Raw genomic sequence first — 23,318 nt, 5'->3', positions numbered from 1 at the left:
GCTAACCGCTGAATTACCTGAATTTTATTCAACAAACTACAGCAAAGGTGAGCAATGGTGTAAACTTATAAATCTGATTTTTTACTCTGTGACAACACATATGGCAACTGTAGATCTTTTTGCAATTGGTAATGCATTAATCGACCAAGAATTTAAAGTGTCTGATGATTTTCTTAGTCAGCAAGGCTTACAAAAAGGCACCATGCAGTTGTCTGACGGTGAAACACAATCTGCTTTATATGAAAAATTAAAGCAAACTCAAGATTACAAAGGTCAAGCAAGTGGTGGTTCTGCAGCAAATACAACTGTAGCCTTTAGTGCATTAGGCGGTAGCGCTTTTTATGGATGTCGTGTTGGTCATGATCAATTGGGCGAAATTTATCTACAAGGTCTAAACGAAGCTGGCATCCAAACCACTCCTAAGTCAATCAGTGAAGGTGTAACAGGTACCTGTATGGTACTTATTAGCCCAGACTCTGAGCGTACCATGCATACTTATTTAGGTATTACGGCTGAACTTTCTCATGATCAAATCGATTTTGAGCCGTTAAAAACAGCAAAATGGCTCTATATTGAAGGTTACCTCTCTACAAGTGAAACAGCTCGTAAAGCAGTAAAACAAGCACGAGAAATTGCAAAAGCTCACGGCGTTAAAATCGCTTTATCTTTATCAGATCCTGCAATGGTTCAATATGCCCGTGAAGGCCTAGAAGAGCTGATGGATGATGGTGTAGATTTATTGTTCTGTAATGAACAAGAAGCTTTAATGTATACCAATACGACTACCGTAGAAGATGCACTTGCTCAATTACGCTTTAAAAACCACACCATTGTGATTACACAAAGTGCAAAAGGTGCTTTAGTTGCAAACCCTACGCAACATTTTCATGTGGCAGGTCGTCACGTAGAAGCTGTAGATACAAATGGCGCTGGTGATGCTTTTGCAGGCGCATTCCTCTATGCATTAAACCATCACGAAGATTTAAATGCTGCTGCACAGTTAGCCATCCTAATTTCTAGTGAAGTTGTGTCTCAATTTGGTCCTCGTTTAGCCATTAATGACTATGCTAAACTTCTTGAAAATTTTCAGAAGGAATGTGCTTGAAATGGAAAGGATCTGTATGACGGAAGAAGTTCCTGAGCGTGAAGCTAGAGCTTTTGACACTTTACAAGGAACGACTATTTTCATTACACAGCGTGATGGCTCATTCTATGCTTATCAGAATTTATGCCCACATTTGCAAACAGAACTTGAATACTTAGAAAATCAATTTCTAGATCAAGACCAAGAATATATTCAATGTTCTACTCACGGCGCTTTATTTAACGTGGAAACTGGTGAATGTATATCAGGTCCTTGTTTAGGTGATTTTTTAAATAAAGTTGAGATTAAAGTCCATTCAGATGGCGGTATTTATATCGTAGACTAAGATCATCAACATTAGAGTTTCTACCATGGCTGATTTCTTTTTTAATTATTATCTTATGCCATTCCATTTAAGTGTTGTGGCTTTGATATTGCTCAGCGTGGTAGAAACCATTGGTATGTATATTGGATTACGTCCAAGCCAACTACTTAAAAAAATTGCACCCGACTGGCTTACTAACTCACCATTACTAAATGTTAAATTTTCTAAAGCTCTAATTTTCGTTTTTTTACTTATTAATTTCAGCTTTGCAGGTTATTTCTTACAACTCTCTTTCTTTGCAATACAGCATTACTTTATTACTCCTTTTTATTTAATTATTCCTGCACTGGTCATCGCAATCTTTTTTACTGTATTCATGATCCACTGTCTTGACCAAGTGATTAAACCAAAGCTCACTCACACCAATTACAATCTGTTAGGACGACTAGCAACTATCTCAAGCGGCAGTGCTAGACCAGGTTTTTCAGCTCAAGCACGCGTAAGAGATGAATTTGGTCAACTACATTATGTTCAAGTTGAACCAGAATATGGTGAATTAGAATTATATTCACAAGTGATTTTAGTGAGAGTTCAAAAAAGCCACTATCTTGCAAAAAAGATTTCGATGTCCAACGACTTATTTGCACCAGACTAATTTTTATACTTTTATACCCTTTTTAAGATTTATCAAAACAATATTTTTTATGGATGCTCTTTCTTAACTGAGTCATATCCACTCCCTTCTATTTGTTCATTTTTTATTTTAAACCAACCAAAACACTCAGAATAAAAAATAACCAAGTATTTTAGTTGGATTTAATTTTTATTATTTACAAGTGTTTTAGTTGGATTTAACAATCAATCCAAACCATTTTAGTAAGATATTTTATTTTAAATTATTTAAACAAATAAGTTTTTGTTTTACATAAAAAATATAATTAAGTTTTTATTTAAAATATATTTATTGTTTATTTTTAATATATTTTGATTAATAATAAAATTAATATGTATCGAGGTTTATTTTATGAGCCTTAAAAATCTAGATATTAATGCCAAATTAGTTAGAGAAATCACGATTATTCTAATAATTAAAGTCGTGCTTCTCTTAACAATCAAACATATTTGGTTTGATGCTCCCACCATCCCCAAAAATTTCGACAATCAAGTCGCTGAGCATATTGCTGGCGATAATACTTCCCATATTAAGGAGACACGTTGATGATTTCTGAAAGCGTGGTTGATCTTTCGCGGTTCCAGTTTGCGATGACCGCAATGTATCACTTTCTTTTCGTACCCTTGACCCTAGGCCTTGCATTCATTCTGGCTATTATGGAAACCACTTACGTTATATCGGGTAAAGAAATTTACAAGGATATGACTAAATTTTGGGGAAAACTATTCGGTATTAACTTTGCCTTAGGTGTAACTACTGGCCTCACCATGGAGTTCCAATTCGGAACAAACTGGGCATATTACTCACACTATGTTGGTGATATTTTCGGTGCCCCATTAGCAATTGAAGGCTTGATGGCATTTTTCCTTGAGTCAACATTTATCGGTTTATTCTTCTTCGGATGGGACCGTCTGAGTAAAGTACAGCATTTAGGGGTTACTTGGTTAGTTGCCCTTGGCTCTAATATGTCAGCACTCTGGATTTTAGTTGCCAATGGTTGGATGCAAAACCCTGTAGGTGCAGCATTTAACTTTGAAACAATGCGTATGGAGCTTGTAGATTTCGGTGCACTTATTTTTAACCCTGTAGCACAGGTTAAGTTTGTACATACTGTTTCTGCTGGGTACGTAACAGGTGCAATTTTCGTACTCGCAATTTCAAGTTACTACTTACTTAAAAAACGTGATCTGCCTTTTGCCCGCCGTTCATTCGCGATTGCTGCCATTTTTGGTCTTGCCTCTACACTTTCAGTAATTTTGCTTGGTGACGAGTCTGGTTATGAACTAGGTGATGTACAAAAAACTAAACTCGCTGCAATTGAAGCAGAATGGGATACTCACCCTGCTCCTGCTCCATTTACTTTATTTGGTGTGCCAAACCATGAAGAAATGCGAACAGACTATGCAGTTAAAATTCCTTATGCATTAGGTCTAATTGCAACTCGCTCAACAACCAAAGAAGTCACTGGTCTAAAAGACTTAATGCAACAACACGAAGTCCGTATTCGTAACGGTATGCTTGCTTATGCTGAACTTGAAAAACTACGTGCTGGAGACCGCTCACCAGAATTATTAGCTTCATTTGAAAAAAATCAAAAAGATTTAGGCTATGGCTTACTTCTTAAGAAATACGCACCAAATGTCGTGGATGCAAGTGAACAAAACATTCAAGCCGCTGTTAAAGACACCATTCCAAATGTGACTGCTCTATTCTTCTCATTCCGTGCAATGGTGGCCTCTGGTTTCTTAATGTTGCTTCTTTTCATTTTAGCCACTTGGGCTGTAGCAAAAAGAAATGCTGAAAATAAACCGTGGTTACTCAAATATGCATTGTTTGCGTTACCACTTCCATGGATTGCAGCTCAAACAGGCTGGTTCGTTGCTGAAGGTGGCCGTCAACCTTGGTCTATTGGTGAAATTCTACCAACTCACTTATCAACTTCGAGTTTAAGTACAGGTGATGTATGGGGCTCTATCATCGCGTTAGCAGCGTTCTACACTGTCCTGCTTATTATTGAAATGTACTTAATGATTAAATTTGCTCGCTTAGGACCAAGCTCACTTCACACTGGTAAATATCATTTTGAAAAGCAAGAGACAAAAGCAGCTGTTAATGGGGAGGCTTTATCATGATTGAATACGAACTCCTAAAAATCATATGGTGGGTGTTAGTTGGAGTATTACTCATCGGGTTTGCTTTAACCGATGGCTTCGATATGGGCTCAATGGCACTTATGCCTTTTGTTGGTAAAACTGATAATGAACGCCGTGCGGCTATTAATACTATTGCACCGCACTGGGATGGAAATCAGGTTTGGTTTATTACTGCAGGTGGTGCCTTATTTGCTGCATGGCCAATGGTTTATGCAGTTGCATTCTCGGGAATGTATTGGGCCTTATTACTTGTGCTATTTGCCTTATTCTTACGCCCAGTAGGTTTTGACTATCGTTCTAAACTTGAAAATACAAAATGGCGTAACTCTTGGGATTGGGGACTATGTATAGGTGGTGCAGTGCCTGCTCTAGTTTTCGGTGTAGCGTTCGGTAATTTATTCTTAGGTATCCCTTTTAGTTTAGATAGCACATTGCGCTCTGAATATTCAGGTAGCTTCTTTGCTCTTCTTAACCCATTTGCCTTAGTTTGCGGTATTGTTAGTTTATCTATGTTGTGTGCGCATGGTGGTGCTTGGCTAATGCTACGTACAGACGGCGCTTTAAAACAACGTTCTGCTAAAGCCACACAAATTATGGCAGCAGTATTCTTAATTTGTTTCCTTGTCATTGGTGCATGGTTGTACTTCGGTCAAGTACCAGGTTATAGCTATGCAGCCGCAATTGATCCAAATGCTGCCCTTAATCCTTTGGCGAAACAAGTCATCACAAATAATAACCCTGGTTGGATGAACAATTACAGTAACTACCCAATCACTAAAGTTGCTCCAGTTCTCGCAATTTTAGGGGCAGTTATCGCACTCTTTACCGCATCTAAAGCAAAAGCGGGTTTAAGTTTTGCTGGAACAAGCTTAATGATTGTAGGTGCAATCTTAACTGCTGGGTTTGCTCTTTTCCCATTTTTGTTACCATCGAGTGTTAATCCGAACTCTAGCTTAACAATGTGGGATGCTGTATCAAGTCATCGTACTTTAGGTGTTATGACAGTTGCTGCTTGTATATTTGTTCCAATCATTTTGATATATACCACTTGGTCGTATTACAAAATGTGGGGCGTGATTACCAATAAACATATCGAGTCAAACTCGCACAGCTTGTACTAATAAGGAGAAGCATATGTGGTATTTCGCATGGATTCTTGGAATTTTGATGGCATGTTTTGCGGGTGTACTCAGTGCGCTTTATATCGAACATCATCAAGATTTAGATGAGGAATAGATCATGGCAAATGCAATGACAACATCAAATCAACGAAAAGCTCAAGTATTTGCAATGGCCATTTCATTTCTGTTGGCATTGCCGCTTGCTGCAATTTTATTGGTTCATCCTTCACTGATGCTAGATGCAAACGGACACTACAACCATAGTCAGCTTATGCTGGTTATGGTGGGAATTTCCGGAGGGTTTATCTACGGTGTTGGTTTCGTACCGCACTTCTGGTTATGGAAATGGTTATTTAGCCCATGGATAGCTTGGCCTCTTATGCTGTTAGGCTATTACATCTGGTTTTTAACCTAAAAAAAGGACCTCATTTGAGGTCCTTTTTCATTTCAATCAGTTGTATAGGCACAAGAGGGAATCCAACATCTGCTTCATATGGATATGGTTCTACATGACCTGTTTTTGTATATCCGCGTCTTTCATAATAAGCAATCAGTTCTGAACGAACATCTAATACATACATGATCGCACTGTCTAATTCAGGGACTTTTTGCAAAGCAAACTGTTCTGCATATTCCAAAACACAGCGGCCTACTTTCATGTTCTGTAAATTAGGATCGGTACAGAACGTTCCAATCTCAACATTATTATCCTGAAAATTTAACCCGATACACGCAACAATTTTTGAAGAATCTATTTCTGCAACTATTAGTAATGAATTAGACAACTCTAATTGCTGTTCTAGTTGCTCTTGGCTAATACGTTGCCCCTTTACAAATTCAATTTCAGTTGTCCAGCTTCTACCTTGTTGTTCTCTATACGATTGATTAATTAAATCGACCAGTGACGTTATGTCACTCAATTCTGCTAGACGGAAATTTAAGTTCATCATAAATATACTTAGGCTATTTAAAATATTATAAAAATAAAGCCGATATTAAATCGGCTTTATTTTGAATAGCAATAATTTAATTTGATTGTTCTGCCAACCAAGCCATAAATTTTTGACGCTCAGCTTTAGAAGATTTCTGCCACACTTCAACCAACCGTTGATCATTACTTTGCGCAGCACCTGTCGAAGGAACCGTTGCAGCAACAGATGTAGTAACTTGAGAAGTAGATGGCTTGGCAGCAGCATAAACAGCTTGAGGCTGAGGTTTAGAAGGTTTTGTTGTAAAGTCTGCTACCTTACCCAACAAGCCAGTTGCAAACCAAGGTTTTGCTTCGTTGTTTGCACCAGTTTGCTGAACAACTAGTTCATTATTTGAATTATATAAAGCCACTGTTGGTTGCTCAGCATATTTCTTTGCTTGCTCATATTTTTTTGGCACATCAACCATCGCCAGCTTATAAGTTTGGCCGTCTTTTAATGTTGGTGTTTGAATTGTAACCACGCCCGACTTAACGATATCGTGCTCACCATTTAAATGTTCAAAATATTCTTGATAACGTACACTTAAGTTTGTTTCGCCGGCATCGACTTTGTAACTATTTTTAGAAGAACGAAATAATCCAGAGTTGACTTCTTGACCATTCACCGCAAGGATTACAATTTCCTCTGGTGCTGTAATTGTAACTGCTGAAAATACTGAACCGCTGAGTAATAAACCAATCGCAGCAACACTTAATCTTAAAGTCATCTGTTCACGTCTCTATAATATTTAATAGTTTGTAAAAACATGAGCAATATGCAACATGATTATGACCATTTTATGACAAGCTTTATTTATACAAACTTAGCCTTAATTTTTTTAAAATATATTATTGAATTTTAGTCATTATCTATTTTAAAACAAAGTTACAACCCATTTTTCAAGCATAAAAAAAGAGCACCTACAAGGTGCTCTTTTCATCAACTAAACTTAGTTGAATGTTTTAAAACGATCTTCATCGCTAATAAATGCTTTCTCACCAGCAGGAGCTTCAACAGAACCAAATACTAACTGAGCACGTAATTTCCAATTTGCAGGTACATCAAATGCAGCAGCAGCATCTGCGTCAACAATTGGGTTATAGTGCTGCAAAGAAGCACCTAAGCCTAGCTCTGAAAGTGCTGTCCAAGTTGCGAACTGAGCAATTGCAGTTGAATGTTCAGACCAAACTGGGAAATTGTCTGCATACAATTCAAATTGCTCTTGTAAGCTTTTAATAACAGCTTGATCTTCATAAAATAATACTGTACCAACACCAGCAACAAAACTATCAATTTTCGCATTTGTACCAGCAAAAGAATCTGCAGGAACAATTTTACGTAATGCTTCACGAACTAAATTCCAAAATTTAGCATGTGATTCACCATAAAGTGTCACTACACGTGAAGATTGCGAGTTGAATGATGATGGACTATGTTTAACCGCTTCACGAATTGTTTCTTCAATTTTAGTGCGATCTAATGCAACATTTTTACCAATTGCATAAATAGTACGACGGTTTTTAATTTTATCTAAGAAAGTAGACATTTTGTTATTTCCTACCTATTTGATTGACCATTGGTCGTTGTTTGGGAATGAATATAGTCTATGAAACTCATTTCTTATAATCAGCATTAAAAATATGACAGTTCGTTTTATTTTCGCAACAATAAAAAAAGATATTAATATAAAAAAACCTCACTATTTTGTGAGGTCTTATCAACTTAACTAGACATTATTTTTCTGTTTCAAATAATGCTGCTACAAACGATTTCGCCGAGAACGGTCTTAAATCATCAATTTTTTCACCAACACCAATAAAACGAATTGGTACATGAGTACGGCTTGCAATATTGAACAGTACACCACCTTTGGCAGTACCATCTAACTTAGTAATAGTAATACCAGTTAAACCCACTGCTTGGTCAAATTCTTGTACTTGGTTAATTGCATTTTGCCCTGTACCAGCATCCACTACTAACATAATTTCATGCGGTGCGGTTGCATCAATTTTTTGCATAACACGCTTAACTTTCTTAAGCTCTTCCATCAAGTTGCTTTTGTTATGTAAACGACCAGCCGTATCAGCAATTAGTACATCAATACCTTTTGCACGCGCACTTTCAAAAGCATCAAAAATAACCGAAGCACTGTCTGCACCGTGGCCTTGAGCAACAACAGAAATATCGTTACGCTCACCCCAAATTTGCAATTGTTCAGTAGCAGCTGCTCGGAATGTATCACCTGCAGCTAGCATTACTTTTTTACCTTCGCCTTGTAAACGCTTAGCAAGTTTACCAATTGTCGTTGTTTTTCCAACGCCATTCACACCAACCATTAAAATCACATATGGCGATTTATTTGGGTCAATATGTAAAGGCTTAACACGAGGCGCAAGCAAAGCAACCAACTCTTCTTGTAAAGCTTTATAAAGTGAATGTGAATAAATCAAATCGCCACGAGCGGTACGTTCAGTCAAGTTGGTAATAATTGTTTTGGTTGCTTCAACACCAATATCAGCAACCAATAACTGCTCTTCCACCTCTTCAAGCAACTCATCATCAATTTCTTTACCACCAATTAAGATGTTAACCATACCATCAGTGAAATTACGACGGGTTTTAGTCAAACCATCTTTCATTCGTCCAAAGAAACCAGATTTTGGCTTTTCTGATTCTAAAGAAGGTGCAGTTTCAACAGCTTCTTCAACTTTTACTTCTTGCTTAACAGGTGATTCAACGATAGGAACATCGATAGCAGGTAAATTAGGCAATGTGACATCGTCATCCCCGATCTCAGCATCTATCAAGAATTTATTTTGCATATTCGATTGTTGTTGCATGCCGATTCCTTGAAAAGCAGCGTGTTAAAAAACGGAAAGTTTAGCATAAATTCAAGTTTTTGCCTGCTCCAATAACGAGCAAAACCTTTTTGAAATAAAGACAATACTTATTGAGTATCTTCTTGCGCTAATGCTGGATATTCTTTGATATGATTGTGTTCAAATTGATAAGCATGCATTAATTTCAGATACTCTGCTCGATGAATCTCAGATTGAGTCATAATCAACTCAGCCATATCCTGAGTTCTAGGATAAGTCGCCTGTCGAGAAAGTTGTACAATTCTTTGGTATTGCTCTGAATTGACAGGACGAAGTAATGCTAAATAAGAAAGTACAAAAATACAGGCAATAATAATAATCACAACTAGATTAAAACATTGCTCTGCCTTTAACTCAGACTTTAATTTAAGAAAATTTTGTTTGAATGTGAGCATGACCTACCTCTAATTTATGTAGTGTAGGGTTCAATGCACTTCAGCACAAGATCAAAATCCAGTAAGGCTAATATTCTTTATCCCTACTGGATCGCAAACTTTAGCTGATTAGAGATCGAATTACAGAGAAGTATAAAATTGCAGCAATAATCACTAAAACAAGGAACATAGCAAAAATGCTCAAACCTTCTTCTGCATCTGCTGGGTGCAATTCATCTTCATCTGCAATTTTTCTGAGCTCACCGTCATATATATTATAGAACTGAGCTTTTTGACTAGGATCTAATTGGCTAGCATAATCAAAAACGCGTTTCCTTTGTGCCAAACAATAATCACCTAAATGTATTTCTTGATGAAAAATTGCTTCGTCTAATAATTTACGATGATAATGAGCAAGCTCTATTATTTGGTCCTCTTTAGGAGGAGTATCAAAAACAAAGCCATCGATTGTATTTGTCATAGTTATTCTCCTTGTCTTTTATTCTCATATTGATTTTACTCAAAATTATTTGCGAATAATGTTTAATCATGTATCCTAATAGTGAAATAAAGAAAGCTGATCAATAGTTGACAAATCAATTAATCTGTAATATTAGTTTAACAATTCTAAGTTAAATTAGATTAAAGGCAGCGACCTTTAGAAAAAGTAATCATAATTACAATAAGGAGTTTTATATGATTCAACGTATCTCTCATCATGATTTAGAACATGTATACGCAACTGCGGTTAACACAATTCACTCTCAAATGAATTTCCAAGATGCAGTTGCACAGTTAGAAGAAGTTGCTCGTGCTGGTCACGGTAAAGCTGCACTATTCTTAGCAGAATTATACTATCAAGGTTTCCGTGTTGAACGTGACTCCCTGAAAGCACAATATTGGCAGAAACTGGCCACCATGCAAGCATAAAGAAACGTCACTTAGGTGGCGTTTTTTTATACCTGTAAAAAATTCGATATAGACAAATTTAGCTGTTGTTTTTCTTGCGCTTCGCCAAAGCTTTAGTCGCTTTGTCTTGCTCAGGTGGCGTTTTTTTTTACCTCTATAAAAAAACAAATGAATCATAAGCCTAATAAGATTCTTCAATAACCAGGAAAACAATATTTTCATTTGGTATTTATCATTGATATTTCTAGTCATCAATATTTGTTTACGTTTTGACACCTGTTTAAACTGAAATGTCATGTGATTCTCTTATAATGAGCTAGATAAGTTAAAACCTTTAAATTGAAAAATGAATAATTTAAGTAATCTACAACCGGTTTCTAAAGACTTGATGATCAAGATTTATATTTTAAGAACCATGATGTACTGCGGGGTTCTTTGGGGACTATTTGATGAAGGATGGGCCATTAAATCGGATCAGGAAGATTTCATTTTCCCGTTTTGGTTAAATGGAGTTCAGGCGCATCGATATGCTAAAACTCACTGGCCTAATTACAAACCTAGAAAAATCACTCCAAAAGACTTCCATGAATCTCTACTACCAACCTTAACACGGTTAAAAGTTACCCCTGCTTTGTTTAATTCATCTCACCGCAAGTTAAAGCTATCTACTCAGCAAATGCATCATTTCTTTTTTAATCATCCTAAATGGCAGGTAGCTTAATTTTTAAGCCACCACATATAGAGTGCTTTTTGAACGCTTGAGCATAAAACTTGTATTTGAGTGACTATCAAGTCTTTGCAATTTTCTAAAATCAGGCTAATTTAAATCAAAATGATAAAACAACAGGACAGAAGAAATGACTATCGTTGCACAAGTAATTAAGAACAAATCACAACAAGCTATTTTCACAATCTCACCCGAAGCAACTGTCCTTGAAGCAATCACGATTATGGCTGAAAAAGGAATTGGAGCTTTAGTCGTAGCAGAGGGTGAAACAGTAGTTGGAATACTATCTGAGCGTGATTACACTCGAAAAGTAACTCTAATGGAACGCTCGTCTTATAGCACAACAGTTGCTGAAATTATGACAGCAAAAGTAATCACTGTAGGCCTAAACAATACAGTTGAAGAATGTTTACAGCTCATGACCGATCGTCATTTACGTCACTTACCTGTATTAGAAAATGGAAAACTAGTTGGTTTTATTTCAATCGGTGACTTAGTTAAAGCAGCAATGGAAGACCAAAAAGTTTTAATTGAACAATTAAAGCAATATATTTCTGGCTAAACGTACAAAATAAAAATGGGCGTTAATCGCCCATTTTTATTGCCTTTAAAACTTAAAGATAATTGGTAATTAAAGTAACTAAACGTTCTAACAAAATATCAGCTTGAGCTTGGGTCATATTAATTGGAGGTAATAATCGAACTACAGAACCTGCTGTTACATTAATAATAAGCTTGTATTCATCACGAGCAATCGCAACGAGTTCAGCACAATCTTTAGGTAATTGAATACCAATCATCATACCAAAACCGCGCACTTGTACGCCTTTATCTGCTAATTGAGCACGTAATTGATCAACAATATAATTACCTACCAGTGCCGCATTTTCGACAGCATTTTCCTTCTGGATTGTATCAATTACTGTATAAACCACACGAGAACCCAATACCGTACCACCATAAGTCGACCCATGGCTGCCAGGCCCTAATAACCCTACAGCTTTACCTTGGGTCATTACAGCACCCACAGGAAAACCATTCCCTAATCCCTTAGCAGTGGTTAAAACATCTGGAATAATATTGGTATGTTGATATGCAAAGTATTTACCAGTACGACCATTACCAGTTTGAATTTCATCTAACATCATCAACCAGTTATGCTGATTACAAAGGTGGCGAACTTCTTCTAAATAGCTAAATCCCTGTGGCGCAGTATTAATACCACCTTCACCTTGGATCGGCTCAATCAAAATAGCAACAATGTCTGGATGTTGTAGAGCAGCTTCTTGAATCGCTTCGATATCACCAAATGGCACTCGAATAAAGCCTTCTACTAAAGGAGCAAAACCATCTTGTACTTTCTTGTTACCAGTTGCAGAAAGTGTAGCCAAAGTACGACCGTGAAATGATTGTTCAGCTACAATAATCTTTGGCAGACTTATACCTTGTTGAGTACCAAATTTACGAGCAATTTTGATTGCACCTTCATTCGACTCGGCACCACTATTTGAAAAGAAGATTTCTTCCATACCAGAAACTTCAGCAAGCTTCTGAGCAGCAGCAGTTTGCCAAGGAATTTCAAATAAATTACTGGTATGTACGAGCGTTGCTGCTTGTTCAGCAATTGCTTCAGCAATAGCAGGATGAGCATGTCCTAAACCACAGACAGCAATACCCGTTAATGCATCTAAATATTCTGTACCATCTTGTGTGTATAGATATGCCCCTCGGCCTCGGACAAAACTGATCGCTTGGCGACCATAAGTAGCCATTAAGTGTGTTGGTTGATCAGGTTGTACTGGAGCTAGGGTAATATCAGTCATCACGAACTCTGTCTGTATGAGGTTTTAAGAAGGGTTTATATAAGCAAAAACTTGCGCTGATGGAAAGTCTCATCACTCATTTATCTAAAATTTCGTCTGCTTTTTACTATCACTTCGGTTTATACAATAAAATATTGAATATTCTATGCAACTTTAGACAGCAAGGTGGTTTGCAAACCAATGTGAACACCCCCTATAATGCTGCAAGATTAGTTGAGGATCTACATATGACTGAACAAGCACGTGATACTGAAGCGTTAATTCGCGATCAAATTGCGAAGCATCCCGTTTTACTTTACATGAAAGGCACTCCACAGTTTCCACAATGTGGTTTCTCTGCACGTGCAGTAGAGGCGCTCAGTCAAATTGGTCGTCCATTCGCATATGTGAACATCTTAGAAAACCCTGATATTCGTGCAACTTTACCAAAAATTGCAAACTGGCCTACTTTCCCACAGCTATGGGTAAATGGCGAACTTATCGGTGGTAGCGATATCATGCTTGAAATGTTCCAAAATGGCGAATTAAAACCATTAGTTGAACAATATAGCGCAGCTCCAGAAGCTTAATAATAAAAAAGCCAATCGAAAGATTGGCTTTTTTATACCCATCAAATTAACAATCACTTATGCCGACATAACGGAACAAACCATCAACACCAAGATCTGATTTTAAAATAGTCAAATTTTTATATGATGTGCTCGTTATCGCTTCAAAAACATTCATATTTGGATCTTCATGTAACTCATCTACGTTTTGATTCATAGATTCTTCAAAACGGTCAGCCACAAATTCAAAGCCTAAATCCATTGCAATGAACAATGTATGTTCACAAGGTTGGACGTATTGCTCTTGTGACCAATCAATAACTGCAAGCTTACAAATTGGGCAAAGAATATTTGCAGTTGCATCTTTTAATTCAACTAACTGGTAAGACATACTTTAAAAAAAATTTGATAAAAATATATTTTATGAAAAATAACGTATGAACACCATATTTGATTTTTAATTCGAAAAACGACACACAAAACAATTTCAACGTCATTACATTTGCATTTCAAACCGTTTGAATTTGCTTTTCGAGCCCTTTTTATATGCTTTTTACAAAAAATTAAAATCAAACTTTATCGTTGCAAAAATAATAATGTAAAATCTTTAGTGTTGCATAAATAGGATATTTTAATGCTCACCGATCTTGATGATTTTTATTGTTTTGCCCTTGTTGTTGAGCATGGTGGATTTAGCGCCGCTGAACGTGTTACTGACATCCCAAAATCAAAATTAAGTCGTCGTGTTTATAATTTAGAAGAAAATTTAGGAGTCCGTTTAATACAACGCAGCTCACGCCATTTCGCTGTTACCGATATCGGGATGGATATCTATAGACATGCTCAAGTCATGATGAATGCTGCTCAAGCTGCTCATGATCTAGTCGACCACTTAAGTATTCAACCTAGAGGTGTGGTCAAAGTAAGTGTTCCTGTAGATATTGCCCAAAACCAACTACCTAAAATTTTGCCAGCCTTTTTAAAAAAATATCCTGAAATACGCTTACAACTTATCGTAAGTAACCGCCGTGTTGATGTTATTAATGAAGGTATTGATGTTGCTTTACGTGTCAGATCTAAATTAGATGATGATCCAAGCTTAGTATTAAGACAATTTTCACTTATAGAGCAAAGTCTATTTGCAAGTCAGGCTTATTTAAATGAATTTGGCAATATCAAGACGCCAGAACAACTGAGTGAGCATCGTATTTTAAGTCTATCTGAAGAGCATTTAGACCAACAATTCACTTTACATGGACCAGACAACCAATTGAAAAAAGTCAAAGTCAGTCCAACTGTGATGGGAACCAACCTTTATATGCTTGCCCAACTTGCAAGTCAAAATTGCGGTATTGCCTTATTACCAGAAACAGCTGCTGAAGATTTTGTGAAATCCGGTCAGCTTGTACAAATTTTGCCAGACTGGAAAGCGGCTCATGGTATATTTCATGCAGTTTATCCGTCTCGTAGAGGATTGCTTCCAGCAGTACGCGTATTCATTGACTATTTGGTAGAGCATCTTTCCGAGCATTCATAATATGAAAAAATGAAAAAGTTCGATGAGACATCGAACTTTTTATACTTTTAGCGATTAAATTTTCGGATAGCTTCCCACACCTTCTGGCCATGGTGTCAACAATTCAAAACCTGTATCTGTAACAGCAACCATGTGTTCCCATTGGGCAGATAAAGAAAGATCTTGAGTAATAACCGTCCAACCATCGTTTAATTCTTTAACTTGAGGTTTCCCTGCATTCACCATAGGTTCAATCGTAAAGACCATACCTTTCTTCAAAACTAATCCTTGTCCACGTTGCCCATAATGCAGAATATTAGGCTGCTCATGATAGACTTTACCAATCCCATGCCCACAATATTCACGAACAATGCTATACCCTTCGCGATGAGCAACTGATTGAATAGCGTAACCAATATCGCCTAAAGTCGCCCCAGGTTTAACTGTGTGGATACCGGCAACCATTGCCTCATAAGTTGTTTCAACTAGTTTTTTGGCATGTGGATTGACATTGCCCACATAATACATACGGCTTGTATCACCAAAGTAGCCATCTTTAATAATCGCTACATCAATATTAATAATGTCACCATCTTTTAAAATTTTATTTGGTGAAGGAATACCATGACAAACCACCTCGTTAACTGAGGTACATATTGTTTTTGTGAAACCGTGGTAACCCACATTGGCAGGAATCACTTTTAAGGTATTTACGATGTAATCATTACAAATATTATCTAAATATTCGGTTGTTACACCGGGTTTAATATACTCACCTATCATTTCTAAAACTTGTGCAGCCAAACGGCCAGAAATCCGCAATTTTTCCAGGTCTTGTTCAGTTTTAATTGTAACAGTAGAAGCTCTCATTCAATTTTATCCTCGTAGACATTGCTTTTACCATGTCTACAAAAATGTAAGTTAATTTCGAATATTTTAGAACGGATGTAGAGTAGGCAGGAAGCTGTAAATGCCCAAATATTCAACATTCATAATAGAAATTGATATTTTTATTTTTACATAATTTTCTTAAAAAGTCAGATATAAAAAATCTTTTCTTTATTTCTTTCAAAGGTTTTTCAACTAGATAACTTAACCACTTGATATTTTTCATATCTCTGAATGATTTATAAGGTCGGAAAAAAAGCTTTTTCACATAAAATAGCGCTTGATCATGCTCTCGTTTGCTCTAAAATTCTTTCTTTTTTCTTAAATTTGATTTATGCAACAACTTCGTACTGGAGATATTATTGCTTTAGGTTTTATGACCTTTGCGCTCTTTATTGGAGCTGGCAATATTATCTTTCCTCCCATTGTCGCTCAACAAGCAGGTGATCATGTATGGTTGGCAGCCATAGGATTTTTGATTACTGCAGTTGGCCTACCTGTTATTACGATTATGGCACTCTCTCGCATGCAGGGTTCCATTGAAATTATTAGTTCTCCTTTAGGCCGAATAGCAAGTCTGATTTTAACTGTTGTTTGTTATTTATCAGTAGGTCCTTTATTTGCGACTCCACGTACTGCAACTGTTTCATATGAAATCGGTTTTTCATCATATTTTGGAACATCAAGTAGTAGCCTTTTAATCTATAGCGCAATCTATTTTTCCTTTGTAACTGTAGTTTCGTTATATCCAAATAAGCTTTTAGATACTGTTGGACATGTACTCGCTCCCCTAAAAATTATTGCTCTCGCAATTTTAGGAATTGCAGCGGTTATGATTCCTTCGGGCTATGTTCCTGCGCCTATTAATCATTACGTGAACTCTCCTGTTTCAGAAGGTTTCGTAAATGGTTATCTCACTATGGACACTTTAGGCGCTTTAGTATTTGGTATTGTAATTATTCAAGCAATTTACTCGCGTGGTGTTACCGATAACAAACTAGTAACCAAATATGCAATTATTGCTAGCCTTATTTCAGGTGTTGGTCTTACTTTAGTTTACTTAAGCTTATTTAAATTAGGTTTGGGTAGCCACGAAGTTGCACCAAATGCAGCAAATGGTGCTGTAATCTTACATGCCTATGTTCAACATGCTTTTGGTAATATGGGTTCATTATTCCTAACTGGCCTCATTTTCTTAGCCTGCATGGTGACTGCAATTGGTTTAACTTGTGCATGTGGTGAATATTTTGCCCAATTGACCAAGTTACCTTATAAGCTTTTAGTTTTCATTCTAGTTGGTTTCTCTTTCATTATTTCTAATCTTGGATTGACCAAACTGATTGCCGTATCTGTTCCAGTTTTAAGTGCAATTTATCCACCTGCTATTGTGGTGATTATGCTTAGCTTCTTCTGGAAATTTTGGCATAAGCCGTCTTTTATTGTTGGTTCGGTAACAAGTATTGCTTTCATTTTCGGAATCATCGATGGGCTTAAAGTTGCAGGTTTTGGAGATAATCTTCCTACTTTCCTTCAGCATTTACCATTAAATGAACAAAACCTAGCATGGCTGATCCCATCCTTAATTGTTCTTGCGGTAACAACCCTTATCGACAAAGTTAAACATAAAAACATTTAATCTGGTGTTTTTTTGAAATCGAGTTTTACCCAAACATGATTTTATATATCGAATAAAATGCTGCGTTTACCCAACCAGCATTTTATTTCAAACACCAGTATTTGATGACAATTCAACTATAGATATAATTAATTTTTACTGTAATATTACACTAAAATAATTTTTAGCTTACTCAGGAAAGAAGAGCATAAATGAAAAGTAAATATTATCTGACATTAGCAGATGCAGAGTTTTTAATGGAAGAAGCTCAAAAATATGCAATAGAACATAACTTTAAAGTTAGTATCGCTATTGTTGATGAAACAAGTTCTTTATTACTTATGAAACGTCTAGATGGCGCTTCTCCTCTCAGTACACATATCTGTCTAGAAAAAGCTAAATGCTCATCAATGAGCGGCCGCCCTTCAAAATTTTACGAAGAACTTCTTCAAAATGGCCGTCTTGGTTTCTTAAGTCTGCCAAGTGCTAAAGGTATGCTAGAAGGCGGAAAAGCGATTATTTATGAAGGCCAGATTTTAGGCGCAATTGGTGTTTCTGGTGTCCAATCTTTTGAAGATGCCGAAATTGCACAACACGCAATTGATGTGTTTTTAAAGAAACAAAGCAACTAAAGTAAATTTAAAGAAAAGAGAAATTATTATACTTTTCACCTATAAATTTCTCTTTTCTAAAATATTAAGTATTTTATACAAAAATATTTAATATTTACCTTTCTTATACCTTAACTATTTATAAATATAGAGGTTTTCATAAAACTGTTCAAAAATTTTTCAATTGACTATTGAATTAAGCTAAAAATACAAGTACAACATTAAACTTATTCTTGACTAAAACATTTGGTTTTAGCGCAACCACAAGGAGGGATGGAGATGTTATCATTACATTTCAACAAACAAGTCTTCATTAACACTCTGAACAGTAAAGATTCAGTTGTGTATGGAGTAACCACGCTTGCTCTTATGCTCACTTTACTGTTTCAAGGTATGATTAAAGGGAATCTGAAACCCGAGTACTTTGTATACGCCATGGTTGTTTCTTTTGTATTTTGTGTATGGGCCTTTGTCGATCACAAAATGCGAAAATTAGCTAAAAGACGAATGAGTCGACAGAAATAATAGAATTTAAAAAAATGGATGAGCGATCATCCATTTTTTATTTACCTAAAAATAATAGAATGGTTCCCATTAGTAAAATAGCGGTGGCTAATAACTCAGTAATAATTAAAGCAATCATCATTAAAGTCATCAACCATGTCGGTAAACTTAAATGCCCTAACCTATGTGGTTGTTTAAACTGATTGCTCGTATCCTGCAAAAAACCATGAATGATATAAACTAAAATTGAGAAACTAAAAAATAGTATATTTGCAAATACACACCATAGAGCAATATCTTCACTTAAAACCGTAAAATAGCTTAATGCAGCCAAAGTGAGTGTAGCTGCTGCATAAAGCAAACTACTTCTATGTGCAATGTCTACATAATAATGTGCACGGCTTAATTCAGAACGGCGAATTTGCCAATATTTCCATACTCCTGTTAACATTCCTATCCATAAAAAGACACCACTAAAGACAATAGCCAACTGTACAGCTTTCGATATTTCCATCATTTCCTTTATTCGTTTTATTAAAATTTGAAGAGCTGTATAACATAAATCTTGACTTTATAGTCACATTTTAATCAAGTGCCTTTTCAGAACTCATGTACATTAAGATGAATGATTAAATAATTAGCTTTAAATATATGGATAAGACTTTTGAATCTTTTTGGATTACCTGTAAAGATGGCTATCAACTTGCAGCACAATTTTATCCTGCTCAAGAAAAGAAAGCTGACCACCCTATTCTTATTTGTCCAGCAACGGGTATTACTAAAAACTTTTATCACTCCTTTGCGGCGTGGTTAAGCCAACAAGGCCACGATGTATTGAGTTTTGACTTCCGAGGAATTGGTGAATCATTACATGGTACTTTAAAGCAAAGTAGTGCAAGCATTACCGATTGGGGCATATTCGATATACCAGCTGCCATTGATACTCTATTAATTAAAACTGGAGCAGATCAGGTTATTCTTATTGGACACAGTGCTGGCGGACAATTACTTGGAGTCGTGCCTAATTATAATAAAGTCGCAAAAGTTATAGCCGTTGCATGTTCAACAGGAAATATTAAAGGTCTTAAAGGAAAAACTAAGTTTCTAGCGCCAGTGATGTTTAATCTTATCTTCCCTATTTCTAGTCTCGTTAAAGGATATGGCGCAACTCAATTCATTGGTATGGGAGAAAACCTACCTAAAAAAGTTGCTCAACAATGGCGAGAGTTTTGTAGCCATCCCGGATATGTCAAAAATGCCATCGGCAAGACTATTTTTCATGATTTTCATTCAGAAATTCAGTGTTCAATTACTGCGATTTGGGCTGATGACGATGAGATTGCAACCAAATACAATGTAAAAGAATTATTAAGTCTATATCCAAATGCAAATAAAAAAATGATTGAACTTAATCCAAAAGATTTAGGATATAAATCAATTGGCCATATGTTGTTATTCAAAAAATCACATCAAAAACTTTGGTCTATTTTAGAACAAGAAATTAATCATTAATCACTGGTTTTATTTTCGCCTCTAAGTCAGTAATCCTACTTAGAGGTTTTTTTGTATTAAAAACGAACTACTTTTTACTTAAATGCGTCGATATACATTTAAAGTTCTGCTAAGGTAATTCATCTGAAGCTGTTGTCAAAAATAAGTAAATATACTTGTTTAATGCATACAGCTTCTTTTTTTCTGTTTTAGCTAAAGCCAAAGAAATTGTTCAAGGATAATTATGCTAGCACTAGAGCCTCAACATATTCATATGAATCAACATGCTGTTGATAAAACACATGCATTAAAGTGTCTAGTAGATATATTAGAAAATGATGGGTTAGTTACACCTGAATATATAACAGGACTCATCAATCGTGAACAACAAAGCGCGACTTACTTAGGCCAAGGTATTGCCATTCCCCACGGTACTCCACAATCACGTGAATATATTTTAAAAACAGGTATTCGCTTAGCCCATTTTCCGGAAGGCGTAATTTGGGATGGAGAAAATAAAATCTATTTAGCTGTCGTTATTGCAGCAAAATCTGATGAACATTTGCAAGTTTTGCAAATTCTTACTCGTGCATTAATGCATGATGTGAGTGAACAAGTAAAAAATGCTTCTAAACCTGAACAAATTATAGAATTACTACAAGCTCAGCCTCTATCTTTAGCTCTTCATGAAAATCTCATTCAAACTGAAATTGATGCGCAAGATATCGAAGACTTATTTTGGACAGCTTCTCAGACACTAAAAAAACATAATTTTGTAAAATGTGGTTTCTTAAGTTCACTAAATCCAGAACAAGCCATCCAATTACAAGATCAAATTTGGTCTATTTCTAGCAATCAATTTGTTCAACAACCTGCTATTAGCATTACTAAACCATCAAACGCTTTAGAACTAAATGGGAAAAAGCTAAATACATTAGTTTGTATAGCAGCGAATGATCAGCTCGATAATGCAAGATTTAATCGTTTAATTGATATTTTATTTAACCCAGAACAAGTTGCAGAGTTAGATAAAACCCAAACTCCAAACGAAATTGCTAAAATTATTGGGGCTGATGTTATTCCAGACTGGCCTCAACGTTCAGTTGTATTAGCAAATGCACATGGCTTACATGCTCGACCAGCTACGCACTTAGTCAATTTGACCAAAACTTTTCAAGGCGACATTCAAGTTGCTGTAGATGATGGCAACTTTGTTTCCGCTAAAAGTTTAACTCGTCTTTTAGCCTTAGGTTGTAAACGTGGTCAAACTCTACGTTTTATCGCAGAACCAGAAACCGATGCAGTAGATGCCTTAGATAAAGTGATTTTTGCAGTAGAGCAAGGCTTAGGCGAAGAAGTCGAAGCAATAGCAATAACCAGTCAAGTATCCGAACAGGTTTCTTTACAACCATCTATATCAAGCGTAAAAATTCTAGGAAACAACAACACAGGAATCGCGGCATCGAGCGGTTTGGCTTTTGGACAAGTACATGTGATTAAACCAAAGGTTTATCAATATGAACGTATGGGTTTAAGCGTAAAAGCTGAAAAAGAAAATTTAGATATTGCATTACATGCAGTAAAGAACAATATCCATCAAGTTATTGCCAAATCCGATGTTTCTGAAATTAAGCAAATCTTTCAAGCTCATTTAGAAATACTTGATGACCCTGATTTGATTAATGGTGTCTATCAAAAAATTAACCACAATCTATCAGCGCCAGCTGCTTGGCATGAGCACATTGAGGCTGCAGCTAAAGCGCAGGAAGCATTATCAGATCGTTTACTCGCGGAACGTGCAACAGACTTACGTGATATTGGTGACCGTGTTTTAACACAACTATGTGGTGAAGTGGTTATTGAAGAGCCTAAAGAGCCGTATATTTTAATTATGCACGATGTTGGGCCAAGCGATGTGGCTCGTCTTAACAAAGACCGCGTTGCAGGTATTTTAACTGCTATAGGTGGTGCAAGTGCTCATAGTGCAATTGTGGCACGTGCTTTAGGCATTCCAGCTATTGTTGGTGCTGGTGAACAAGTCTTGGAAATTGATCAGAAAAGTACCCTACTCATTAATGGTGACACAGGAACTTTTGTTTTAAATCCAGATACAGTTCAAATCGAACAAGCCAAGCAAGAGCGTGAGCAACAGCGTCAAATTCGTGAAGAAGCCGAACGTCATAGCCAAGAACCTGCTATTACTTTAGATCAACACCAAATCGAAATTGCGGCAAATTTAGGTAAAGTTCAAGCAACAGCACAAGCAGTAGAATGTGGTGCAGAAGCGATTGGATTACTTCGTACAGAGCTGGTTTTCATGTCTCATAGCAGTGCACCGAGTGAAACTGTTCAAGAAGCTGACTACCGAATGGTATTAGATGCACTTGCTGGCCGCCCACTTGTAGTACGTACATTAGATGTAGGTGGTGACAAGCCCTTACCTTACCTACCAATTGCTGACGAAGAAAACCCATTCTTAGGGTTACGGGGAATCCGTTTAACTTTAAGACGCCCTGAGCTTTTAAGACAGCAATTAACTGCTTTATTAAAAGCATCAGATAATCGTCCATTACGAATTATGTTCCCTATGATTGGGCGCGTTGAAGAATGGCGTGCTGCGAAAGCGATTCTTGATGAAGTAAGGACTCAACATCCATGTGAAAATTTACAAGTTGGCATTATGATTGAAGTTCCTTCTGCTGCTTTGCTTGCACCAATTCTTGCACAAGAAGTCGACTTTTTCAGTATCGGTACAAATGACCTGACTCAATATACTTTAGCGATTGACAGAGGCCATCCAATACTCTCAGCTGAAGCAGATGGGCTACACCCAAGTATTCTGAACTTGATTGATCAAACTGTTCAGGCTGCCCACAAACACGGCAAATGGGTGGGAATCTGTGGTGAGCTCGCAGCAGACCCGAAAGCTGTACCTATTCTCATGGGATTAGGCGTAGATGAACTGAGTATGTCGCCAAATAGCATTCCACTAGTAAAAGCCCAAATTCGTACGCTGAGCTATAGCCATGCTCAAAAACTTGCGCAACAAGCTTTACTGTGTGATAGCGCCCCTGCTGTACGCCAGCTCTCTGAACAAGACTTATAA

The 23,318-nt window shown here is 36.6% G+C and carries 28 protein-coding genes; 18 read left to right on the top strand and 10 right to left on the bottom strand.

Going from position 1 to position 23,318, the window contains the following annotated elements; translation table 11 throughout:
• Positions 1–100: 100 nt before the first annotated feature.
• The 8 genes from NE363_RS08295 (at position 101) to NE363_RS08260 (ending at position 5,771) form a co-directional block, all read left to right on the top strand.
• Positions 101–1,105: an adenosine kinase gene (locus NE363_RS08295; protein ID WP_049066492.1), complete on the top strand. Its 1,005-nt coding sequence runs from the start codon at positions 101–103 to the stop codon at positions 1,103–1,105.
• A gap of 16 nt (positions 1,106–1,121) precedes the next feature.
• The gene (locus NE363_RS08290; protein WP_004701295.1) at positions 1,122–1,430 is read left to right on the top strand and encodes a Rieske (2Fe-2S) protein; all 309 of its coding nucleotides are present in this window, start codon (positions 1,122–1,124) and stop codon (positions 1,428–1,430) included.
• 25 nt (positions 1,431–1,455) lie between these two features.
• Positions 1,456–2,064 (top strand): OB-fold-containig protein, encoded by a 609-nt coding sequence (locus tag NE363_RS08285; RefSeq protein WP_004701294.1) that lies wholly within the window; start codon positions 1,456–1,458, stop codon positions 2,062–2,064.
• Positions 2,065–2,433: 369 nt separating this feature from the next.
• Positions 2,434–2,628 carry a cytochrome oxidase putative small subunit CydP gene (gene cydP, locus NE363_RS08280; protein WP_004701293.1) on the top strand — a complete coding sequence of 65 codons (195 nt, stop codon included), beginning with the start codon at positions 2,434–2,436 and terminating at the stop codon, positions 2,626–2,628.
• Complete coding sequence (locus NE363_RS08275; RefSeq protein ID WP_445536234.1) at positions 2,628–4,214, top strand: cytochrome ubiquinol oxidase subunit I; 1,587 nt, start codon at positions 2,628–2,630, stop codon at positions 4,212–4,214. Before cydP ends, NE363_RS08275 begins: the two co-directional genes overlap by 1 nt.
• A complete protein-coding gene (gene cydB / locus NE363_RS08270; RefSeq protein WP_445536233.1) occupies positions 4,211–5,356 on the top strand; it encodes a cytochrome d ubiquinol oxidase subunit II in 1,146 nt (381 codons plus the stop codon). The genes NE363_RS08275 and cydB overlap by 4 nt, the downstream gene beginning before the upstream one ends.
• Before the next feature lie 13 nt (positions 5,357–5,369).
• The gene (gene cydX, locus NE363_RS08265; RefSeq protein WP_002120988.1) at positions 5,370–5,471 is read left to right on the top strand and encodes a cytochrome bd-I oxidase subunit CydX; all 102 of its coding nucleotides are present in this window, start codon (positions 5,370–5,372) and stop codon (positions 5,469–5,471) included.
• Complete coding sequence (locus tag NE363_RS08260; protein WP_445536368.1) at positions 5,472–5,771, top strand: cyd operon YbgE family protein; 300 nt, start codon at positions 5,472–5,474, stop codon at positions 5,769–5,771.
• A 10-nt stretch (positions 5,772–5,781) separates the two neighbouring features.
• Here the strand turns inward: NE363_RS08260 and NE363_RS08255 are convergent, their stop codons facing one another.
• From NE363_RS08255 to NE363_RS08230, 6 genes are all read right to left on the bottom strand, one after another.
• Complete coding sequence (locus NE363_RS08255) at positions 5,782–6,306, bottom strand: GNAT family N-acetyltransferase (protein ID WP_445536232.1); 525 nt, start codon at positions 6,304–6,306, stop codon at positions 5,782–5,784.
• Positions 6,307–6,382: 76 nt separating this feature from the next.
• Entirely contained in the window at positions 6,383–7,054 is a 672-nt protein-coding gene (locus NE363_RS08250) for a YccT family protein (RefSeq protein WP_039250578.1), read from the bottom strand.
• Between the two features lie 222 nt (positions 7,055–7,276).
• Positions 7,277–7,873 (bottom strand): nitroreductase family protein, encoded by a 597-nt coding sequence (locus NE363_RS08245; RefSeq protein WP_004701282.1) that lies wholly within the window; start codon positions 7,871–7,873, stop codon positions 7,277–7,279.
• Positions 7,874–8,060: 187 nt separating this feature from the next.
• Entirely contained in the window at positions 8,061–9,167 is a 1,107-nt protein-coding gene (ftsY, locus tag NE363_RS08240) for a signal recognition particle-docking protein FtsY (protein ID WP_019458763.1), read from the bottom strand.
• Positions 9,168–9,274: 107 nt separating this feature from the next.
• Positions 9,275–9,601, bottom strand: coding sequence for a hypothetical protein (locus NE363_RS08235; RefSeq protein ID WP_004701277.1), 327 nt, complete (start codon positions 9,599–9,601; stop codon positions 9,275–9,277).
• A gap of 100 nt (positions 9,602–9,701) precedes the next feature.
• On the bottom strand, positions 9,702–10,061 hold the full coding sequence (locus tag NE363_RS08230; RefSeq protein WP_004701275.1) for a hypothetical protein: 360 nt from the start codon (positions 10,059–10,061) through the stop codon (positions 9,702–9,704).
• Between the two features lie 215 nt (positions 10,062–10,276).
• Between NE363_RS08230 and NE363_RS08225 the strand changes: the two genes are divergently transcribed.
• The 3 genes from NE363_RS08225 to NE363_RS08215 all read left to right on the top strand — a co-directional run bounded on the left by NE363_RS08225 (position 10,277) and on the right by NE363_RS08215 (position 11,778).
• On the top strand, positions 10,277–10,510 hold the full coding sequence (locus tag NE363_RS08225) for a hypothetical protein (RefSeq protein WP_002121063.1): 234 nt from the start codon (positions 10,277–10,279) through the stop codon (positions 10,508–10,510).
• Between the two features lie 325 nt (positions 10,511–10,835).
• Positions 10,836–11,210 carry a DUF2750 domain-containing protein gene (locus NE363_RS08220; protein ID WP_004701273.1) on the top strand — a complete coding sequence of 125 codons (375 nt, stop codon included), beginning with the start codon at positions 10,836–10,838 and terminating at the stop codon, positions 11,208–11,210.
• Positions 11,211–11,346: 136 nt separating this feature from the next.
• Positions 11,347–11,778 (top strand): CBS domain-containing protein, encoded by a 432-nt coding sequence (locus tag NE363_RS08215; RefSeq protein WP_004701271.1) that lies wholly within the window; start codon positions 11,347–11,349, stop codon positions 11,776–11,778.
• A gap of 52 nt (positions 11,779–11,830) precedes the next feature.
• On the opposite strand, the gene NE363_RS08210 is transcribed toward NE363_RS08215, so the two are convergent.
• On the bottom strand, positions 11,831–13,039 hold the full coding sequence (locus NE363_RS08210; protein ID WP_445536231.1) for an aspartate aminotransferase family protein: 1,209 nt from the start codon (positions 13,037–13,039) through the stop codon (positions 11,831–11,833).
• A gap of 227 nt (positions 13,040–13,266) precedes the next feature.
• Between NE363_RS08210 and grxD the strand changes: the two genes are divergently transcribed.
• Complete coding sequence (gene grxD / locus NE363_RS08205; protein WP_002120913.1) at positions 13,267–13,608, top strand: Grx4 family monothiol glutaredoxin; 342 nt, start codon at positions 13,267–13,269, stop codon at positions 13,606–13,608.
• Positions 13,609–13,654: 46 nt separating this feature from the next.
• Here the strand turns inward: grxD and NE363_RS08200 are convergent, their stop codons facing one another.
• A complete protein-coding gene (locus tag NE363_RS08200) occupies positions 13,655–13,978 on the bottom strand; it encodes a hypothetical protein (RefSeq protein WP_049065685.1) in 324 nt (107 codons plus the stop codon).
• 243 nt (positions 13,979–14,221) lie between these two features.
• Here NE363_RS08200 and NE363_RS08195 point away from each other — a divergent pair, with 243 nt between their 5' ends.
• Complete coding sequence (locus NE363_RS08195; RefSeq protein ID WP_039250583.1) at positions 14,222–15,124, top strand: LysR family transcriptional regulator; 903 nt, start codon at positions 14,222–14,224, stop codon at positions 15,122–15,124.
• Between the two features lie 54 nt (positions 15,125–15,178).
• On the opposite strand, the gene map is transcribed toward NE363_RS08195, so the two are convergent.
• Positions 15,179–15,973 carry a type I methionyl aminopeptidase gene (gene map / locus NE363_RS08190; protein ID WP_004701262.1) on the bottom strand — a complete coding sequence of 265 codons (795 nt, stop codon included), beginning with the start codon at positions 15,971–15,973 and terminating at the stop codon, positions 15,179–15,181.
• Positions 15,974–16,325: 352 nt separating this feature from the next.
• Here map and brnQ point away from each other — a divergent pair, with 352 nt between their 5' ends.
• From brnQ to NE363_RS08175, 3 genes are all read left to right on the top strand, one after another.
• Positions 16,326–17,627: a branched-chain amino acid transport system II carrier protein gene (brnQ, locus tag NE363_RS08185; protein WP_019458757.1), complete on the top strand. Its 1,302-nt coding sequence runs from the start codon at positions 16,326–16,328 to the stop codon at positions 17,625–17,627.
• 191 nt (positions 17,628–17,818) lie between these two features.
• Complete coding sequence (locus NE363_RS08180; protein WP_002050687.1) at positions 17,819–18,238, top strand: GlcG/HbpS family heme-binding protein; 420 nt, start codon at positions 17,819–17,821, stop codon at positions 18,236–18,238.
• A 258-nt stretch (positions 18,239–18,496) separates the two neighbouring features.
• Positions 18,497–18,742, top strand: a complete 246-nt coding sequence (locus tag NE363_RS08175; RefSeq protein ID WP_004701257.1) for a hypothetical protein — start codon at positions 18,497–18,499, stop codon at positions 18,740–18,742.
• Positions 18,743–18,779: 37 nt separating this feature from the next.
• On the opposite strand, the gene NE363_RS08170 is transcribed toward NE363_RS08175, so the two are convergent.
• A complete protein-coding gene (locus NE363_RS08170) occupies positions 18,780–19,235 on the bottom strand; it encodes a hypothetical protein (RefSeq protein WP_191109482.1) in 456 nt (151 codons plus the stop codon).
• Positions 19,236–19,372: 137 nt separating this feature from the next.
• On the opposite strand from NE363_RS08170, the gene NE363_RS08165 reads away from it, so the two are divergent.
• Both NE363_RS08165 and ptsP read left to right on the top strand, forming a co-directional pair.
• Positions 19,373–20,233, top strand: coding sequence for an alpha/beta hydrolase family protein (locus NE363_RS08165; protein ID WP_346789463.1), 861 nt, complete (start codon positions 19,373–19,375; stop codon positions 20,231–20,233).
• A gap of 223 nt (positions 20,234–20,456) precedes the next feature.
• A complete protein-coding gene (ptsP, locus tag NE363_RS08160) occupies positions 20,457–23,318 on the top strand; it encodes a phosphoenolpyruvate--protein phosphotransferase (protein WP_445536230.1) in 2,862 nt (953 codons plus the stop codon).

It is taken from the genome of Acinetobacter sp. G18, assembly GCF_052660225.1.
Note: the sequence above shows the minus strand (reverse complement) of the source record. Positions and strands in the feature narration are given on the sequence as shown.

What these genes read in the sequence shown, in the direction of transcription:
- NE363_RS08195 (WP_039250583.1), top strand. Translation starts at nt 14,222, where the DNA reads ATGCTCACCGATCTTGATGATTTTTATTGTTTTGCCCTTGTTGTTGAG.
- cydX (WP_002120988.1), top strand. Translation starts at nt 5,370, where the DNA reads ATGTGGTATTTCGCATGGATTCTTGGAATTTTGATGGCATGTTTTGCG.
- NE363_RS08225 (WP_002121063.1), top strand. Translation starts at nt 10,277, where the DNA reads ATGATTCAACGTATCTCTCATCATGATTTAGAACATGTATACGCAACT.
- NE363_RS08165 (WP_346789463.1), top strand. Translation starts at nt 19,373, where the DNA reads ATGGATAAGACTTTTGAATCTTTTTGGATTACCTGTAAAGATGGCTAT.
- NE363_RS08230 (WP_004701275.1), bottom strand. Translation starts at nt 10,061, where the DNA reads ATGACAAATACAATCGATGGCTTTGTTTTTGATACTCCTCCTAAAGAG.
- NE363_RS08175 (WP_004701257.1), top strand. Translation starts at nt 18,497, where the DNA reads ATGTTATCATTACATTTCAACAAACAAGTCTTCATTAACACTCTGAAC.
- NE363_RS08255 (WP_445536232.1), bottom strand. Translation starts at nt 6,306, where the DNA reads ATGATGAACTTAAATTTCCGTCTAGCAGAATTGAGTGACATAACGTCA.
- map (WP_004701262.1), bottom strand. Translation starts at nt 15,973, where the DNA reads ATGAGAGCTTCTACTGTTACAATTAAAACTGAACAAGACCTGGAAAAA.
- NE363_RS08275 (WP_445536234.1), top strand. Translation starts at nt 2,628, where the DNA reads ATGATTTCTGAAAGCGTGGTTGATCTTTCGCGGTTCCAGTTTGCGATG.
- NE363_RS08170 (WP_191109482.1), bottom strand. Translation starts at nt 19,235, where the DNA reads ATGGAAATATCGAAAGCTGTACAGTTGGCTATTGTCTTTAGTGGTGTC.
- ptsP (WP_445536230.1), top strand. Translation starts at nt 20,457, where the DNA reads ATGCTAGCACTAGAGCCTCAACATATTCATATGAATCAACATGCTGTT.
- NE363_RS08245 (WP_004701282.1), bottom strand. Translation starts at nt 7,873, where the DNA reads ATGTCTACTTTCTTAGATAAAATTAAAAACCGTCGTACTATTTATGCA.
- NE363_RS08210 (WP_445536231.1), bottom strand. Translation starts at nt 13,039, where the DNA reads ATGACTGATATTACCCTAGCTCCAGTACAACCTGATCAACCAACACAC.
- brnQ (WP_019458757.1), top strand. Translation starts at nt 16,326, where the DNA reads ATGCAACAACTTCGTACTGGAGATATTATTGCTTTAGGTTTTATGACC.
- NE363_RS08295 (WP_049066492.1), top strand. Translation starts at nt 101, where the DNA reads ATGGCAACTGTAGATCTTTTTGCAATTGGTAATGCATTAATCGACCAA.
- NE363_RS08180 (WP_002050687.1), top strand. Translation starts at nt 17,819, where the DNA reads ATGAAAAGTAAATATTATCTGACATTAGCAGATGCAGAGTTTTTAATG.
- NE363_RS08285 (WP_004701294.1), top strand. Translation starts at nt 1,456, where the DNA reads ATGGCTGATTTCTTTTTTAATTATTATCTTATGCCATTCCATTTAAGT.
- NE363_RS08235 (WP_004701277.1), bottom strand. Translation starts at nt 9,601, where the DNA reads ATGCTCACATTCAAACAAAATTTTCTTAAATTAAAGTCTGAGTTAAAG.
- NE363_RS08220 (WP_004701273.1), top strand. Translation starts at nt 10,836, where the DNA reads ATGAATAATTTAAGTAATCTACAACCGGTTTCTAAAGACTTGATGATC.
- NE363_RS08215 (WP_004701271.1), top strand. Translation starts at nt 11,347, where the DNA reads ATGACTATCGTTGCACAAGTAATTAAGAACAAATCACAACAAGCTATT.
- grxD (WP_002120913.1), top strand. Translation starts at nt 13,267, where the DNA reads ATGACTGAACAAGCACGTGATACTGAAGCGTTAATTCGCGATCAAATT.
- NE363_RS08290 (WP_004701295.1), top strand. Translation starts at nt 1,122, where the DNA reads ATGACGGAAGAAGTTCCTGAGCGTGAAGCTAGAGCTTTTGACACTTTA.
- cydP (WP_004701293.1), top strand. Translation starts at nt 2,434, where the DNA reads ATGAGCCTTAAAAATCTAGATATTAATGCCAAATTAGTTAGAGAAATC.
- NE363_RS08200 (WP_049065685.1), bottom strand. Translation starts at nt 13,978, where the DNA reads ATGTCTTACCAGTTAGTTGAATTAAAAGATGCAACTGCAAATATTCTT.
- ftsY (WP_019458763.1), bottom strand. Translation starts at nt 9,167, where the DNA reads ATGCAACAACAATCGAATATGCAAAATAAATTCTTGATAGATGCTGAG.
- cydB (WP_445536233.1), top strand. Translation starts at nt 4,211, where the DNA reads ATGATTGAATACGAACTCCTAAAAATCATATGGTGGGTGTTAGTTGGA.
- NE363_RS08250 (WP_039250578.1), bottom strand. Translation starts at nt 7,054, where the DNA reads ATGACTTTAAGATTAAGTGTTGCTGCGATTGGTTTATTACTCAGCGGT.